The sequence below is a fragment of the Acetobacter sp. ESL1128 genome (assembly GCF_058505085.1).
Genome location: NZ_CP196369.1, coordinates 1,375,168 through 1,390,388 on the forward strand (window position 1 = coordinate 1,375,168; position 15,221 = coordinate 1,390,388).

Sequence of the window (15,221 nt, forward strand, 5' to 3'; positions counted from 1 at the left end):
CATGCTTCCATAACGCATGGTGTGTATGTGGGGTGTCCTGCGTGGCGGGTTTACGCGTTACCCGCCCGGCGGAAGCGGATAATGCTGCGCGACAGCCGCCCAGCCGCCCAGTTAGGCATTTTACGCCATGGGGTGACAACATCCGCATATTCACCATTAAGGGTGACTGTTCTGCGCTGTTCGGTGCCAACCCATTCTGGTGCCCATGCGGTCTGCACGCTGGTAATCCACTGGTCACCTTCAACACGGTAGCGCCCGATATAGGCCACCAGTGTTTTCATCAGCTGGGAGCGGTCGGCATCTGTTGTTGCGGCAAGGCGGTTGCTGCCTTCCAGATTAAAAGCGACCCAGCCATCGGGGGTAAAGACAACACGGCCACGGGGTGCTGGCCCCATTGCGTTGATGAAGTTGCCGGTTTCTTTCTCTTCCACCTTGTAGGACACGAGTTCCCATGTGCCGATAAGGTTCTGCCGCAGGGTGTCTTCATGCGATGGGGCAGGAGCGTTATAATCTTCCTTGATCCGCTCGACGGTCGCTTGCATTGGCATTGTCTTATTCCGTTGCTATTTCGTATCGTCTGTCTGTTTTTTGACAGATGGGCAAAGGATGTTTTGCGCTTTACCTTGATGTTCTGAAGCGAATATGCCCCTCCTTTCACATCTTCGGTAGTGACAATTAAGGAAAAATAATATTACGCTAAACGCAAAACTGGGCGACCAGAGTGCGTTACCAAAGGAGCAGGCACCATGTCTTATGACGAAACCGGAGATCTACGTTTTTTCATAAGTCTGGTGGATGCAGGCAGTCTTTCCGCTGGAGCGCGCAGTCTGGGCACATCTCCGGCCGCGGTATCCCGCCGTCTGGCACGTCTGGAAATGCGGCTGGGCAGTACGCTGGTTATCCGGAATACGCGCCATTTTGGCCTGAGCGAGACGGGGCGTTTATACTACGAACGCGCCCTGACCATTGTGGCTGATATTGACCAGTTGGAGGAAGAAATATCGTCCAGTACCAACGCGCCGCGTGGCACGTTGAGTATTGGCGCTCCGGTAGAACTGGGCCGCAGACAGATTGCACCGTTTATTGAAGCCTTTAGCGCCAAGCACCCACGCCTGATGATCAATCTGGCCCTTGCGCCAGAAGGGAATTATGACTTTAACGATTATCTGGACGTTGTGCTCCGCCTTGGTCTGCCAGAAACACCGGGGGCGGTAGTGACCCGTCTGGCCTCCACAATGCGGGTATTATGTGCATCCCCCGCCTATATTGCACGCCATTCCATGCCAACCCATCCACGTGATATTCCCAAGCATGATTGTTTATGCCTGCGCAAAAACAAAACCATGGCGTTGCTGAATAAATGGGTTATCGGGAACGAGACAGAAACAGACGTGGTTATGGTGGAACCCCGCCTTTCCACCACCAACGCCGAGATCATTCATGACTGGGCGCTCTCAGGGCAGGGGATTGCCTACAAATTGCTCTGCGACGTTTATCAGGACCTTGAAGAAGGCAAGCTGGTGCGTATTCTGCCGGACTTGCAGGGCGAAAAAATTGACCTCTATGCAGTCCTGCCCACACGGCAGCATACGCGGGCCAGCGTTAAGGCTTTTTTGAGCGATCTGCGGCCTTATATCCGCACGGCAGGTTTTTTGTAAAACTGCTGATTATTGCGTGTAAGCCCCCAGAACCTGCCGTGAAACACGGAACAGGGTCTCACGCAGCCAGCGATGTACGGGGTCTGTATCCCGCCGTGGGTGCCATGCCTGAAAAGCATCAATACTGGGCAGGGATAACGGGAACTCGAATGTTGCCAGCCCCAGTGCCTTAAGCGAGATATGCTCCACAACAATACCTGGTAGGGGCAGAATAAGGTCAGAGCCCTTCATGCTCTCCACCATGCAATGGTAGTTAGGTACCACCATGGCTATGCGCCGGGTCAGCCCGAACTGGTTGCGCAAAATCCAGTCTATAGGGCCTTGCGCACGACCACGGCGGGACACGCTGATGTAATCATACAGCACCATGCTCTGGGGGGTAACGGGGGTTGCCAGAATGGGGTGGTCCTTGCGCACAACGCCGCGCATATGGTCGCGGAACAGGGTCTGGCGCCTGATTTCGGGCTTCATGACATCCGTTGCGCCAATATAAAGGTCAACGCGACCATGGCGGAGCGGGTCGGATGCGGGGTCATCAATCTCTGGTGCCCAGATCAGTTCGCAGCGTGGGCACTCCTTTTTCAGGGCCTGCAGAAGTGGCAGGGCAAGGGATGCCACAACCAGATCATTCGCGCGGATGGTAAAGGTAGGTGCCATGTTGGCCAGATTGGCCAGTGCGCGTGTTTCTATCAGGCTGTCGGCCGCGCGAACAAGCTCCTGCACCCTGTCCAGAATACCAGCAGCAAAAGCGGAAGCACTCATGCTACGGCCAGACTGGACCAGAATGGGGTCTGCAAAAGCGATGCGTAACTTGGCCAGGTGGCGGCTCATGGCGGGTTCGCTCACCTCCAGCCGCCTTGCCGCGAGCGAGACGCTTTCCTCCTCGATAAGAACCTGTAGGAAGCGCAGCAGATCTAGGTCATAGCCTCTCATGGTTGCAAAAATAGACGTTATCTGGCGCAGGCACCACCATTTATCGTTCCAGAAAGTGGAATCGTTAGTTGCCGTGAATGGGGGTTGTTTGTGGCCCGCCGATCGGGAACATGCGGGGCATGACAAATGCCGCTTTTGCACCGGCGGCTGGTGCGCCTGTTATCCATGCGTCACCACCGCAGTTTTCCTATATTCCGCCATTTGGCCTGCGCACCGTTGTTGGGTGTCTGGGCATGCTGCTTGCCGTGCATGTTGCAGGTTTTAATGAGCATGTGACCGAAATCGGACTGTCCGACATTCGTGGGGCCATGCACATTGGCCATGATGAAGGCACGTGGGTCATTGCCATTTACGAGGCGTTCAACATCGCGGCCATGGCGTTTACGCCCTGGTTCTACATGACGTTCTCGATCTACCGGTTTTCCATTTTCATGACTGCGGTTCTGGCACTCCTGTCCATTCCCGCCCCTTTTATGCCGGATGTCACATCGCTTTGCATTCTCCGGGCGTTTCAGGGGTTATCCGCTGGCTGCCTGCCACCGGTGCTCATGACCGTGATGCTGAAGTACCTGCCACCCCAGATCCGTGTATTTGGCATTGGGGGCTACGCCATGAGTGCCACTTTTGGCCCCAATCTAGGCCTGCCGCTGGAGGCCTTCTGGTTTGAGCACGTAGGCTGGCACTGGTTATACTGGGAGATCATACCCACAGCAGCGCTTGCCATTGCCATGATGGCTTATGGCTTGCCACGGGATCCAATGCATTTTGAACGGTTTGAGAAGTTCAACTGGCTGGGTATTCTGGTCGGGCTGCCTGCCATATGCTCTCTGGTCATTGTGCTGTATCAGGGGGACAGGCTGGACTGGTTCCGCTCCCCTATCATCACCAATCTTACATTCTGGGGCGTGGCGGCATTTATTGTCTTTGTGATCAACGAGGCTTTTCACCCCAGCCCGTATTTTAGAATTCAGTACTGGCGCTCACGCAATATTCAGGCATCCCTGCTGTCGCTGGTTGGTATTCTGGCCATCTGTTCCATTATGGCGGAAATCCCGGCTACTTACCTGCAATCCGTGCGGGGGTACAGACCCATACAAACGGCACCGGTATCTCTGGTTGTGGCTCTGCCTCAACTGGTCATGCTGCCGCTGATCGCCTGGGTCTGTAATAACCGCAAGGTGGATTGCCGCTTTGTGCTGGCAGGCGGCATGCTGTGCCTTGCTGGTTCCGCCTGGTTGGGCACATGGCTGACGGTCGACTGGGTGCGGGATAATTTTTACCTGCTCCAGATACTTCAGGTATTTGGCCAGCCCATGACCGTTATTCCCACCCTTATGCTGGCAACAATGGCCATGGGGCCAGCCGATGGGCCATTTATTTCCGGCATGGTGAACATGCTCAAAGGGTTGGCCAATGCGGTCGCATTTGCCCTTTTTTCCGCCACTACCCGCAGGCGGGAGCAATACCATTCCACCATGCTGCTAGACCATCACGGCACGCACCAACTGGCGTTGCAGGGTATGGGTAATCCAATTGAGCAGCAACTAAGCGGCACATCGGCTGATGGTGCGCATGTGGCCTGGAACGGGTTGCAGGTTTTCCACACCTTTGTGCACGAACAGTCGCTCGTTCTGGCTTTGACCGACCTGTATTATGCGCTGATCTGGGTCTGCCTTGCGTATGCCGCCATGAATCTTGTTCTACCGCACCGCGTGTATCCACCGCGTGCACCTTCCCCCAACACTCCTGCCCGTTAAACCGGAATAACAGACCATGATTTACAAAAAACCTCTGCTTTATGCCGGATGCGCTGCCGGTGTGCTTGCCCTTGCCGCATGGGGGGGCGCGCGTCTGGTTAATGGGGATGGCGTTAACCAGTACACAAATGATGCGTATGTTACGGCTGATTTTACAACCGTAGCCCCCAAGGTTGCGGGCCGCATAGACCGCGTTATTGCTCAGGACAACGAGCGTGTGCACGCAGGTGAGGAACTTGCGCATATAGAGGATGATGATTACCGCGCAGCTCTGGACGTTGCCAAAGGCAATGTGCTGGCCGCTGAAGGCGATGTTGCAAACCTGAGCGCGGAACTGACCCGGCAGGATGCTCTTATAGCACAGGCCCGCGCGGCTGTTCTGGCAGATCAGGCCGAGCTGATATTCGCGCGCCAGAACACCACACGCTATCGCAACCTTTCATCCGGTGGGGCCGGCACCATTGAACAGAAGCAGTCTTCTGAGGCGCATGAAAAAGAAGCACTGGCCGCCATAACCCGTGATCAGGCCGGGGTGGATGCGGCTATCCGCCAGATTGCCGTGCTTCAAGCGCAGCTTGAACACGCCAAGGGTGTTCTGTTGCATGCGCAAGGCGCTGCCAAGCAGGCTGAACTTGATCTGTCCTACTGCTCCATTCCCGCACCAGTGGATGGTGTAGTGGGGGAGAGAGGTGTTCGGGTTGGGGCTTATGTGCATCCGGGCACGGGCATTCTGGCGGTGGTGCCTACACAGGCCGCTTATGTGCTTGCCAATTTTCAGGAAACACAGCTCACCAGTGTTCAGGCGGGCCAGCAGGCAACAGTCTGGGTGGATACGTTCCCCGGTCAGCCACTTAAGGCCCATGTGGATTCACTGGCCCCCGCCACTGGCGTCGCTTTTGCTCCCATTCAGCCAGATAACGCCACGGGTAACTTTACCAAGGTTGTCCAGCGTATTCCGGTCAAGCTGACGTTTGACCCCGGCCAGCCCATGGCGGCCAAGGTCCGGGTTGGTATGTCTGTGGAAGTGAATATTGATACGGCTTCCAAACCCGAAGGGGCGCATGCGCATGATGCACGCTATATCTGGCAGTAATGGCATGAAGTATCTGTTGCTGGCTGGTTTTTCAGCCCTCGCTCTTACTGGCTGTACTGTGGGGCCGGATTACCACAAGCCCAAGGTCAGCGCGCCAGTCACGTGGCGGTCAACGCAGCCCCCAGCACAAAGCCGGATCAGCACGGCATCGACCGACCCGGCCTGGTGGACCCTTTTTAAAGATCCTGCCCTGTCACAGTTGGAGCAGGACGTTGCAGCGTCCAATCTGGACCTGCAGGCGGCCAGCCTGCGGTTGATGCAAAGCCGGGCGGAGCGGCGTATTGCCAGTGCTGCCCAGCTCCCCCACATGGAGGCCAATGCCTCCTACGCGCGGGAGCGGGCGAGCAGCAACGGTATTCTGGGGCTAATGGGCAATATGGAGCAGGCCGGGGCTGGGAGTATTGCCAATGGCACTCAGGGTTTTGGCCCCGCAGCACTACCGGGGAATGTGGGCAACCCTTCTTTTAACCTTCCACAATACGGGATGAATGCCTCCTGGGAGGTAGATCTATGGGGGCATGTGCGCCGGCAGGTGGAGGCGGCAACTGCTGCCGTGCATGCTACGGAAGAGCTCCGGCGTGATATACTCGTCTCCCTTATGGCTGAAACAGCCCAGACCTACATAGACCTGCGCGCCACACAGGCGCAGATCGGTATTCTGGACCACAACATTGCCATTGCCCGCCATAGTGTACAGCTGACCACCATGCGGCTGGAGCAGGGGGCAGCAACCCGGCTGGATGTGGCACAGGCTACGGGGCAGTTACACATGTTTGAATCCCGTGCAGCCCCGCTGCAGGCGCAGGCCACACATTTATTGAATAGTCTGAGCTTTCTGGTCGCGCGTGAACCCGGTGCCCTTGATGCCACATTGGGTAAGCCAGCGGCGGTGCCGCCAGTGCCTGATTCTGTGCCCGTAGGCCTGCCTTCGGAACTGGCGCAGCGGCGGCCGGATATCCGGATGGCATCAGACCGGCTGCACGCAGCTACGGCCAGTATTGGCGTGGCTGTGGCCGATTTTTTCCCGCGGATTACTCTTTCTGGCAGTCTGGACGTGCAGGCCCTCCAGTTTAGTGGGCTTGGGTCATGGGCGTCCCGCCAGTATGGGTTTGGCCCAACTGCCACACTGCCTATTTTTGAAGGCGGGCGGCTGACCGGGCAACTCCACCTGCGCAAGGCGCAGCAGCAGGAGGCCTCCGTTTTATTCCAGCGCACAGTGCTTAAGGCCTGGCAGGAGATTGACGATGCCATGGCCAACTTTACTGCTGCCCAGAAAAGGCGGGATGAACTGGCACAGGCCGTGCAACAGAACGAAATAGCCCTGAATGTTGCCCAGGCGCAGTATGTGCAGGGTGCCTCTGATTTTTTGAATGTGCTGAGCGCACAGAACGCCCTGCTGGCATCGCAAAGCGCGCTGGTTGAAGCCACCGCCCATGTGGCGGGGTCGGTTACACAGCTTTACCGTGCCATTGGAGGGGGCTGGGAAACACTGTACCCTGACGCCCAAGAAACCCCCAAACATGTGTGAGAACACGCCATGATAACCATCCGTCGGGCGGATAGTCTGGGTCTGGCCCATTCCGATACACTCACCCTGCGCTGCCATTTTGCTTTTGCGGATTATCTGGCACCACAGAACGAGCATGAGGGCAGGCTCAGGGCAATCAACCTTGGTACAATTCCGCCGCAAGGTCGCTACCATCTGGGCCCAGAAGCCAATGTAGATATTGTAACATGGCTGTGCTCGGGGGCATTGCAAACCAGTGCTGAAGGGTTCCCTACAGAAACCATACAGTCAGGCGGTCTGCATCTGCTTGGCACCGGGGCGGGGGTGCCAGGCATGGCGTGGCAGGCTGGGGCGGATGGGGCTTCCTTCATCCAGTTCTGGCTTCTGGCCGACACGGAAGGTGGTAGTCCCACGCAGGAGGCGCGGCCGGCTTTTCCAAGGCTGGAAGATGGTGGTTTTAGAATAATTGCGTCAGGCTTCCCTGAAGATGACCCGGAAATGGCGGAGGTAATAGACGACGGCTCGCCTGTAACGCTGAGTGCACGCAGCAGATTATTGCATGCTGACATTCCGGCAGGGGAGGGGGCTGCTTACCAGACCACACAGGGCCGGGACCTGCATGTGCTGGTGGTTCGTGGTGCCATTACCCTGTGCGGTGCGGCTTTGGCAGCGGGGGATGGTGCAATGCTGAGCCAGACTGAACGTGTGGTTGTTATGGCGACACAGGAAGCCGTTGTGCTTTTAACCGATATTGCAGCCTGAATGTGGCGCACAAACCAGTATTCAGCCTGTATAAATGAGCGGGCTGCACATTTTGGGGCCGTCCATGTAGTGCAGATGTCTTGGCAAGGCACGGGCACTGCCCGAAAGGGCTGTTTCTTCCAGGTCAAGGTCATGGGTTAAAAGGCGTTCTATTTCGTCACTCACCTGTCCTTCCTGCCGCATACGCGCCAGAGCCTTGCGCTCTGTGCGGAGCAGATGGAGGCGCAGGGCGGCTTCAAACCGTCGCCTTGCCAAAGCCGTATCCCGGTGCAGGGCATCAGGGCTCTGGTATTCCTCGGCCTTGAGCTTGTCATCGGGGGCATCTTCCAAAAGCCGTAGCCGGAAGCGGTATTCGGCTATCAAGGCTGCGGTTACTTCTGCGCGTTGCTGTGCAGTATTTTCATCCAGCTGCTTGGTAACAAGGGCGGACTGGCGCTCCATTTCCGCAATGGCTTCTAGTGCGAGCAGGCGCCGGGCTTCATCTGCCTCGCGGTTAACCGGGTCTCCGCCATCATGGCGAAGGGAGCGGCTTAGCGGGGGTAATACAAGTGCCGCGATCAGGAGAGATGTCATAATCACACCGGCGGCAAAAGTTACCAGCAGGTCCCGCATGGGGAATGCAGGCAGGCCATTTTCCGCAATAGGGAGGGAGAGGATACCCGCCAGTGTTACCGCTCCGCGCACACCGCCTATGGTCATGGCCGCTGTTTCCGTAACCGAAACTCTGCCAGTTTTATGTCCCCGTAATTTTGCAATCAGGTAGCGCGTGCTGCTGATTAAAAATACCCAGACCAGACGGAGCAGAAGCAGCATGCTGGTCAGCAGGACAATGGTGCCAATCAAAGACCAAGTACTGTCTCCCGCCTGATTGGCAGTGCTAATTCCCTGTGCTGCAATATCTGGCAATTGCAGCCCAAGCAGCAGAAAGACCAGACCATTAAAAACAAAGGTAATCATCTCCCATACCGCACTGCCGCGCAGGCGGGTGGCAGTCTGGGCTGAGCCGAATACCCTGCTCTGGTTAAGGCTTAACCCGGCACTGACTGCCGCAAGTATGCCCGATGCTTCCAGATGTTCCGCCAGCAGGTAAGCTGCAAAAGGCAGCAGGGTCATGAGTGTGATCTGTGTGGTGGGTTCGTCAAAACCATGGCGGGACAGAATGCGATTGATAAAATTAAAGCCAAATGTCAGCGCCATGCCAATTAAAATGCCGCCTACCGCTACCAGCACAAACCCCAAAGACGCATGCATGACGGAAAAAGTGCCAGTCAGACTGGCAGCCACGGCAAACTTGAAGCAGACAAGGCCGGAGGCATCATTCAGCAGGGCCTCCCCTTGCAGAATATGCAGGAACCGTCTGGGCACGCGCTCTTCATCAATCATACCGCCCACGGCTACGGCATCGGTGGGGGAGAGAATGGCAGCGAGTGCAAAAGCCGCGGCAAGGGGGACCATAGGAAGCAGCCAATGAATAAAATACCCGCCAATAATGGTGCTAAAAATAACCAGCCCGACCGCCAGAAGGAGGATCGGCCAGCGCAATTCACGAAAATTGTGCAACGGCATAAGGTATGCGTCTGAAAAAAGCAGAGGGGGGATAAAAAGCAGTAAAAAGGTTTCAGGCTCAAAATCGATGTGAAAGCCCAGAAGTGATGCCACAATACCACAGGCTATTAATAAAAGAGGGAGTGGCAGGCGTAACAGCCGGGCAGCAGGCCCTGCTACTGCCGTTATCAGCAAAAGTAGAAGCACTACAGATGTCATATGCATTAGTGTAATCCGACCTGCCTGATATTATTTTATGAACGATATTCTTGATAAAAATGCCGCCTGTTTATAAAGCCTGAACCATCACAGGGTTGCGCGGGAATGGTCAGAAAAACACCCAATGGCAGGTTGCAGGCCGGTGGTATTGCAACCTGTATTTTGGCCTCTGGCACCTGTGGAATTTTCAAATTTTCGTCACCCACCTAACTGGCTGCAAACCCAATTTTTGCCCGGTATTCTAGGCTCGTTATGGGAACCTGCCGCAGTAGCGTGCGTTTTTGTCAGGATTTTCATGGTCGCGCAGGCTGAGCCATGCCCGAGTGTAGATGTGGGAATGTTTTGCATCCTCAATCGGGCGTGGTGGATTGTTACGCGATGTTCTAAGGTTTTAGGGTAGGCACGGATTAAACTCCCGTGATCAGTATTTTACGATGCAACAAGGGGCCTAGCCCCTCGTTTTTTAACTGAAAGGGCATGCGCCATGGTTCATTCAAAGCATTTGGTTCTTCTGGCCTGCACAATGGCTCTGTTGCCATCTCTGGCCCGTGCGGCAGATACTGCCTCCGGCGCTCTGGTGGGCACGGATGGCGCAGCGCACGGTAATGTTGCCATTACCGATGCCCCCAAAGGGGTTATATTGCGGGTAGAAGCAAAAGGGCTCACACCGGGCTGGCACGGCATGCACTTCCACGACAAGGGCGTGTGCGAAGGGCCTAAATTTACAACGGCCGGGCCCCATGTGCATGCAACGACGCCTGTTGTGCATGGTCTGCTTAACCCCACCGCGAACGATGCAGGTGATCTGCCTAACGTGTTTGTCGGGGCTGACGGCACAGCTACGGTAGAGGTATTCTCTCCTCTGGTCGCACTTAAAGCTGGCAAGGATAAGCCTGCCCTGCTGGATGCGGATGGTTCGTCACTGGTCATCCATGCCCACCCTGATGATTACCAGAGCCAGCCAATTGGTGGGGCAGGGGACCGGGTAGCCTGCGCGGTTATCAAATAAACCAAGGCGCTCTGGCATAACCCGGGCTTCTATCCTGTGCGCCATTCCACAAGGCCTGTGGGGTGGCGCACACGGCGCTTTAGAGTGCACGCGTATCTCCGCTCTTATGTATAAGGCGGGAAAAACCGGATTATGTGCATATATCCTGCTGAAGCCGGTTGTCTGATACCAGAGCGTGCGGCATGAGGGGGCTTATGAAAGTTCATCCTCAGTTTGCAGCAGGTCATCGTAATGTCTGAACATACCCCTATTGGTCTCGGTCATGAGGCAACCATCACAACCGCACTGACCCATTCGGGCAACTTCCATGTTGATGAAACACTTGGGTATGTTGTGCTCCATTATGCGCTGGCTCCAATGGGTGACCTGCGCGCCCGTATTCTGGGCGAAGGCCCCGAGGACTGCCTGAAGTTCTTCCGCTCGCGTGACCCGGAGCGTATTCAGGCGGCAGATATCGTGTTCGATGTGGGGGGGATTTATGACCCGCCCAAAGGCCGTTACGACCACCACATGAAAGACAAACCCCTGCGTGAAGATGGCACTCCATACAGTGCCGCCGGATTGCTGTGGAAAGATTACGGTAAGGCGGCTGTGCGTAATCTGGTGCGCACCACTGTTGACGATGCCACAATTACGGCTATCTGGCAGAGTATTGATAAATCACTGGTCGTGCCGATTGATCAGGATGATAACGGCGTAGCCAAGATGGGCAAGCTGTCACTGGCGGATATTGTTTCGGCCTGCAGCCCACCATGGGACACGGCGGAGCTCCACGGCCCGGAAGAAGCCAAACGGCGGGAAACCCTAGGCTTTGCTAATGCGGCAACCGCAGTGGCCTCCCATCTGGTCAACACGGTCGATCGTGTGCGTGCCAGCCTGAAAGCAACGGACCGTGTTCTGTCCGCTTATAAAAATGCACAGGACAAGCGTATTTTGCTGATGGAAACGGGCATGCCAACCGAAAAGGTTATTTTTGAGCATGATCTCCCCGTTATTTACGTGGTTTCTCCCACAGGTAGTGGGCAATGGAATGTTAAAGCTGTGCCCCCCGAACGCGGGGCCTTTGGCCAGCGGATATCCCTGCCAGAAGCATGGGGCGGCCTGAACGGGCAGGATCTTGCCGCAGTCTGCGGTGTTGCCGATGCGGTATTTGCGCACCCTGCGCGCTTTATTTGTGGTGCGGCAAGCCGGGAAGGGGCACTAGCCATGGCGCAGCAGGCCTTGAAGATTGATGCAGAGCTCAAGCCGCAGCAAAGCTAAACATCGGACCAAACAACTGCCTCCCGCTTTATGCATGGTGCGTTTGTATTTGAACGCACCACGCACAGTTCTGTTGGCGGGGAGAGGAGCCATGCATGGTTTTTATGACACGTAATAAATACTATGCCGGGCCTGTAACTGACCATTTTGATGGAACCCGTTTTTTTAATCCCGGGCAAGCTTCCACAGCCCGTTCCTTGCGCGATCTGTGGCGTTGGAGGCGCACATCACATCGCGCGCCATGGCCGGATTCTGTTCCCATAACAACAGCTATACCAGAAAAGAGCGTGGATGCCCTGCGCATTACCATGGTGGGCCACGCTACAGTGCTTATTCAGGCAGCGGGACTCAATATTCTGACCGATCCGGTATGGTCAGAGCGGGCCAGCCCATTGCGCTGGGCTGGCCCCAAACGGGTTAATGCACCGGGTGTAGCGTTTGAAAACCTGCCACCGATTGACGCATTGCTCATCAGCCATAATCATTATGATCACCTTGACCTGGTTACACTCAGGCGGTTGCAGGCCGAGCATAACCCTTTGATGATCATGCCATTAGGGAATGATCGCATTGTTAAAAAAGCTATTCCACAAGCCCGTATTCTTACAGGGGACTGGTATGACCAACACGTTATTACCCCGGCACTGAGTGTAACGCTAACACCCGCATACCATTGGTCTGCACGAGGTATTTTTGACCGGCGAATGGCGCTATGGGCCGGGTTCTGGCTGAATATCGGAGGCCAAAAACTATGGTTTGCCGGAGATACAGCCTATGGCGATGGAACATTGTTCCGTGCTTTACGCACCCGGTATGGTGCGCCGGATGTGGCTATTATTCCAATTGGTGCTTACGAACCAAGATGGTTTATGGCAGGGCAGCACGTTAATCCACATGAAGCGGTGTGTATTTACAAGGATACGCAGGCAAAGCAGGCCATAGGGATTCATTGGGGCACTTTTCAGCTTACGGATGAAGGTATCCGCGCACCGGAAAAAGCTCTGCAAGCTGCTCTTTTGGCAGGAAATTGCAACGTAGAGCGGTTTAGGGCCGCAAGCCCCGGGCAGGTCTATCAGTTTGGTGGCGGCCAAGAAAGCGACTCATAAAATAACAACAATTATCGTGATATAAAAAAACAACTATTTTTAAAATTATATAATTGACTGCCGTGGAAATATGGGTGATACATAATCACACGTTAAGCGCGTGGCACATGAGGAGCGCATAGAAGATGCAAAACCTGTGGGGTCGAATGTGTCGGCTGGGCCGATGTTACGACGTTAAAATATCTAACGCCTGACCTGTGGGTTTTATTACCTTCCGGGTCAGTTATTACCTGGAGGGGAAAAATCATGTTTGAATCGCGTATTATTGAAATTAACGGCACTTTTGTTGGTGCCATTATTCTTGAAGAAGATCGCCGGACCCGCCGTTTTTATGCGGCGCATGAAAGCGTGCAGAGCTTGCATAACAAGCGCTACCCGGACGGGCAGGATTTGCGGACATCCGTTATTCGCAAATTCAAAACCACTTTTGCACAACATAACCTGAGCGCGGTTTAACCGCGCCAGCAGGGGCTTGCAATCGTTTGGCATGATGCCTCTGGCATCACACAGTTTTCGTAATTCATATTGGTTGTGTTGAACATTATCTGCAAAATGTAGGTAGTGGGGCGTTTGTTGTGTTTTGAATGGTTCGGGGTCAAAACATAATCATCTTTGTTTTATGGTATTACACCATATTAAAATAAAAATTTTTAAGTTTGGGGGAACTTATGGCGGTGTCTGTTCGGGCGAGTGTTCTGTTAACAACAACAGTTTCAAGCCTTTTTTTTCCATATGTGACGATGGCAGCCACATCGGATGCAGAAAATGCAGCATTACGGCGCGAGATCGCTGCAATGCACCGGGAAATGATGGGGGAAATCCACCGCCTGCAGGCACGGGTGGACAAGTATGAGCATACTTCCAATCTGCAAAGCCGCAAAATTGGTCATGCTCCTCGCACGTTAACGGCTGCTGGGCCGGATGATGTGCAGCCTCAATTCCGTGAAGACCCGGTTGTTCCGCCCGCCAACCATGGCCCGCGCAGCCCCAATGACAGCCGCATTGCCCTGCCGGAAGGGCCGGTACAGTCCTGGAGTTCATTCAAGGCGGCTTCCGCCAAGGATGAAAGCGTGGATATTGGCGGCATTAAAATCGGTTTCCCCAAAGGCCGCCCAACCATTGCGTCGGATGATAAGGCTTACGCATTTTCCATTGGCCTTCTGGCGCAGGAAGACTTTGGTGGCTTTATGGGGGTTGGTCAGCGCGGAAAGGAAAGTGCCGGCAACTTCAACAAGTTTACCGAGAATGCACGGCGTCTGCGCATTTACATGTCCTGGCGCTACAAGGACTGGGTAGTAAACGTAACGCCAGACTTTGGTGCCAATAACAGTGACGGCACCGTTAGCCTGTTTGAAGCCAACCTGAACTATACCGGCCTGCACAACACAACTCTGACCGTCGGATATTTTCAGCCGCGCATGGAAGAAGACAGCGCAGAGCGTTCAGGGGCATTTGAGTTTTTGGAACGCCCGACCATTGTTGATCTGGTTCGTAACATTGCTGGTGGTGTGGCCCGCTTTAGCATTGGTGGTGAGCATTACGAAAAACGCTGGCTTGTTGCCGGGTATTTTACAGGGCAGAAATATGGTGATCGCACAACTGATAAAACCATAACAGACAGCCAGACCGGGGCTGTGTTCCGTGCCGCAGGCCGTCCTTATGTTTCCAAGGATATTGATGTGCATGTCGGCGTTGGGGCAACGGCTGCATTTAAAGTGAACCAGTCCAGCACGGGAAGAACCACAACATTTAAGGACAATGTTGAAGTTCCTCTGGGCGAAACACAATTGCTGACATCCGGCGCGTTAACAAATATTTCCCAGATCTGGGCAGCGGGGCCGCAGTTTGGTTTCCGTTACAAAAAATTCCTGCTCAAGGGTGAGTATTATCATGTTGGGGTGCAGCACGATAACGTAGCCGCCAGCATAAACCCGCCTGCCATTGGCTTTGATGGCTGGTATGTTGCTGCAAACTATACTCTGTTTGGACATGGTCGTGGCTATAATGAAAAAATTGCCGCGTTTACAACCCCGGGTGTTGAATATGACTTTGACCCCGCAAAAGGGCACTGGGGCGCACTGGAAGTTAGCGGGCGCTGGAGTGTGACCGACCTGCGGACGTCTGGCACCACTAAAATGACAGGAACAGTTATTAATACCGCAGGGGAAACAGGCAATAAACAGACTGTATGGCAAGGTGGGCTGAACTGGTACCCCAACCAGCACATCAAGGTCATGCTGGATTACACGCACTTTAGTGTTTCCAGCTACAATGGTGCAAAATCAACGGATGCCAATTTCTTTGGGCGCAGTGGCAACGCTGTTGTTGGCCGCGTGCAGGCAGCATTCTGATCTGACATTATGATTAAGGAA

Annotated in this window: 13 protein-coding genes; 10 read left to right on the top strand and 3 right to left on the bottom strand. The window is 54.8% G+C overall.

Translation table 11 applies throughout. The features are described from left to right. Positions 1–50: 50 nt before the first annotated feature. Positions 51–548 carry a lipocalin-like domain-containing protein gene (locus tag ACSYTG_RS06365; protein ID WP_095349880.1) on the bottom strand — a complete coding sequence of 166 codons (498 nt, stop codon included), beginning with the start codon at positions 546–548 and terminating at the stop codon, positions 51–53. A 198-nt stretch (positions 549–746) separates the two neighbouring features. Here ACSYTG_RS06365 and ACSYTG_RS06370 point away from each other — a divergent pair, with 198 nt between their 5' ends. Then, on the top strand, positions 747–1,658 hold the full coding sequence (locus tag ACSYTG_RS06370; RefSeq protein WP_086646794.1) for a LysR family transcriptional regulator: 912 nt from the start codon (positions 747–749) through the stop codon (positions 1,656–1,658). A 9-nt stretch (positions 1,659–1,667) separates the two neighbouring features. On the opposite strand, the gene ACSYTG_RS06375 is transcribed toward ACSYTG_RS06370, so the two are convergent. Continuing rightward, a complete protein-coding gene (locus ACSYTG_RS06375) occupies positions 1,668–2,591 on the bottom strand; it encodes a LysR family transcriptional regulator (protein WP_086646793.1) in 924 nt (307 codons plus the stop codon). Positions 2,592–2,710: 119 nt separating this feature from the next. Between ACSYTG_RS06375 and ACSYTG_RS06380 the strand changes: the two genes are divergently transcribed. The 4 genes from ACSYTG_RS06380 to ACSYTG_RS06395 are packed head-to-tail and all read left to right on the top strand — an operon-like array spanning position 2,711 to position 7,710. Next, a complete protein-coding gene (locus ACSYTG_RS06380; RefSeq protein WP_489783913.1) occupies positions 2,711–4,348 on the top strand; it encodes an MFS transporter in 1,638 nt (545 codons plus the stop codon). A gap of 16 nt (positions 4,349–4,364) precedes the next feature. Further along, positions 4,365–5,441, top strand: a complete 1,077-nt coding sequence (locus tag ACSYTG_RS06385; protein ID WP_489783914.1) for an HlyD family secretion protein — start codon at positions 4,365–4,367, stop codon at positions 5,439–5,441. A gap of 4 nt (positions 5,442–5,445) precedes the next feature. Continuing rightward, on the top strand, positions 5,446–6,969 hold the full coding sequence (locus ACSYTG_RS06390; RefSeq protein WP_489783924.1) for an efflux transporter outer membrane subunit: 1,524 nt from the start codon (positions 5,446–5,448) through the stop codon (positions 6,967–6,969). A 9-nt stretch (positions 6,970–6,978) separates the two neighbouring features. Further along, positions 6,979–7,710: a pirin family protein gene (locus tag ACSYTG_RS06395; RefSeq protein ID WP_489783915.1), complete on the top strand. Its 732-nt coding sequence runs from the start codon at positions 6,979–6,981 to the stop codon at positions 7,708–7,710. Between the two features lie 21 nt (positions 7,711–7,731). Here ACSYTG_RS06395 and ACSYTG_RS06400 read toward each other — a convergent pair whose 3' ends face one another. Beyond that, entirely contained in the window at positions 7,732–9,480 is a 1,749-nt protein-coding gene (locus tag ACSYTG_RS06400) for a Na+/H+ antiporter (RefSeq protein WP_086646789.1), read from the bottom strand. Positions 9,481–9,958: 478 nt separating this feature from the next. Here ACSYTG_RS06400 and sodC point away from each other — a divergent pair, with 478 nt between their 5' ends. The 5 genes from sodC to ACSYTG_RS06425 all read left to right on the top strand — a co-directional run bounded on the left by sodC (position 9,959) and on the right by ACSYTG_RS06425 (position 15,200). After that, on the top strand, positions 9,959–10,483 hold the full coding sequence (gene sodC, locus ACSYTG_RS06405; RefSeq protein ID WP_253529582.1) for a superoxide dismutase[Cu-Zn]: 525 nt from the start codon (positions 9,959–9,961) through the stop codon (positions 10,481–10,483). Positions 10,484–10,714: 231 nt separating this feature from the next. Continuing rightward, entirely contained in the window at positions 10,715–11,743 is a 1,029-nt protein-coding gene (locus ACSYTG_RS06410; RefSeq protein ID WP_086646787.1) for an MYG1 family protein, read from the top strand. Between the two features lie 287 nt (positions 11,744–12,030). Further along, a complete protein-coding gene (locus ACSYTG_RS06415; protein WP_489783916.1) occupies positions 12,031–12,849 on the top strand; it encodes an MBL fold metallo-hydrolase in 819 nt (272 codons plus the stop codon). 246 nt (positions 12,850–13,095) lie between these two features. Continuing rightward, complete coding sequence (locus ACSYTG_RS06420) at positions 13,096–13,305, top strand: hypothetical protein (RefSeq protein WP_086646786.1); 210 nt, start codon at positions 13,096–13,098, stop codon at positions 13,303–13,305. Positions 13,306–13,517: 212 nt separating this feature from the next. After that, complete coding sequence (locus tag ACSYTG_RS06425) at positions 13,518–15,200, top strand: OprO/OprP family phosphate-selective porin (protein ID WP_086646785.1); 1,683 nt, start codon at positions 13,518–13,520, stop codon at positions 15,198–15,200. The last annotated feature ends 21 nt before the right edge of the window (positions 15,201–15,221 follow it).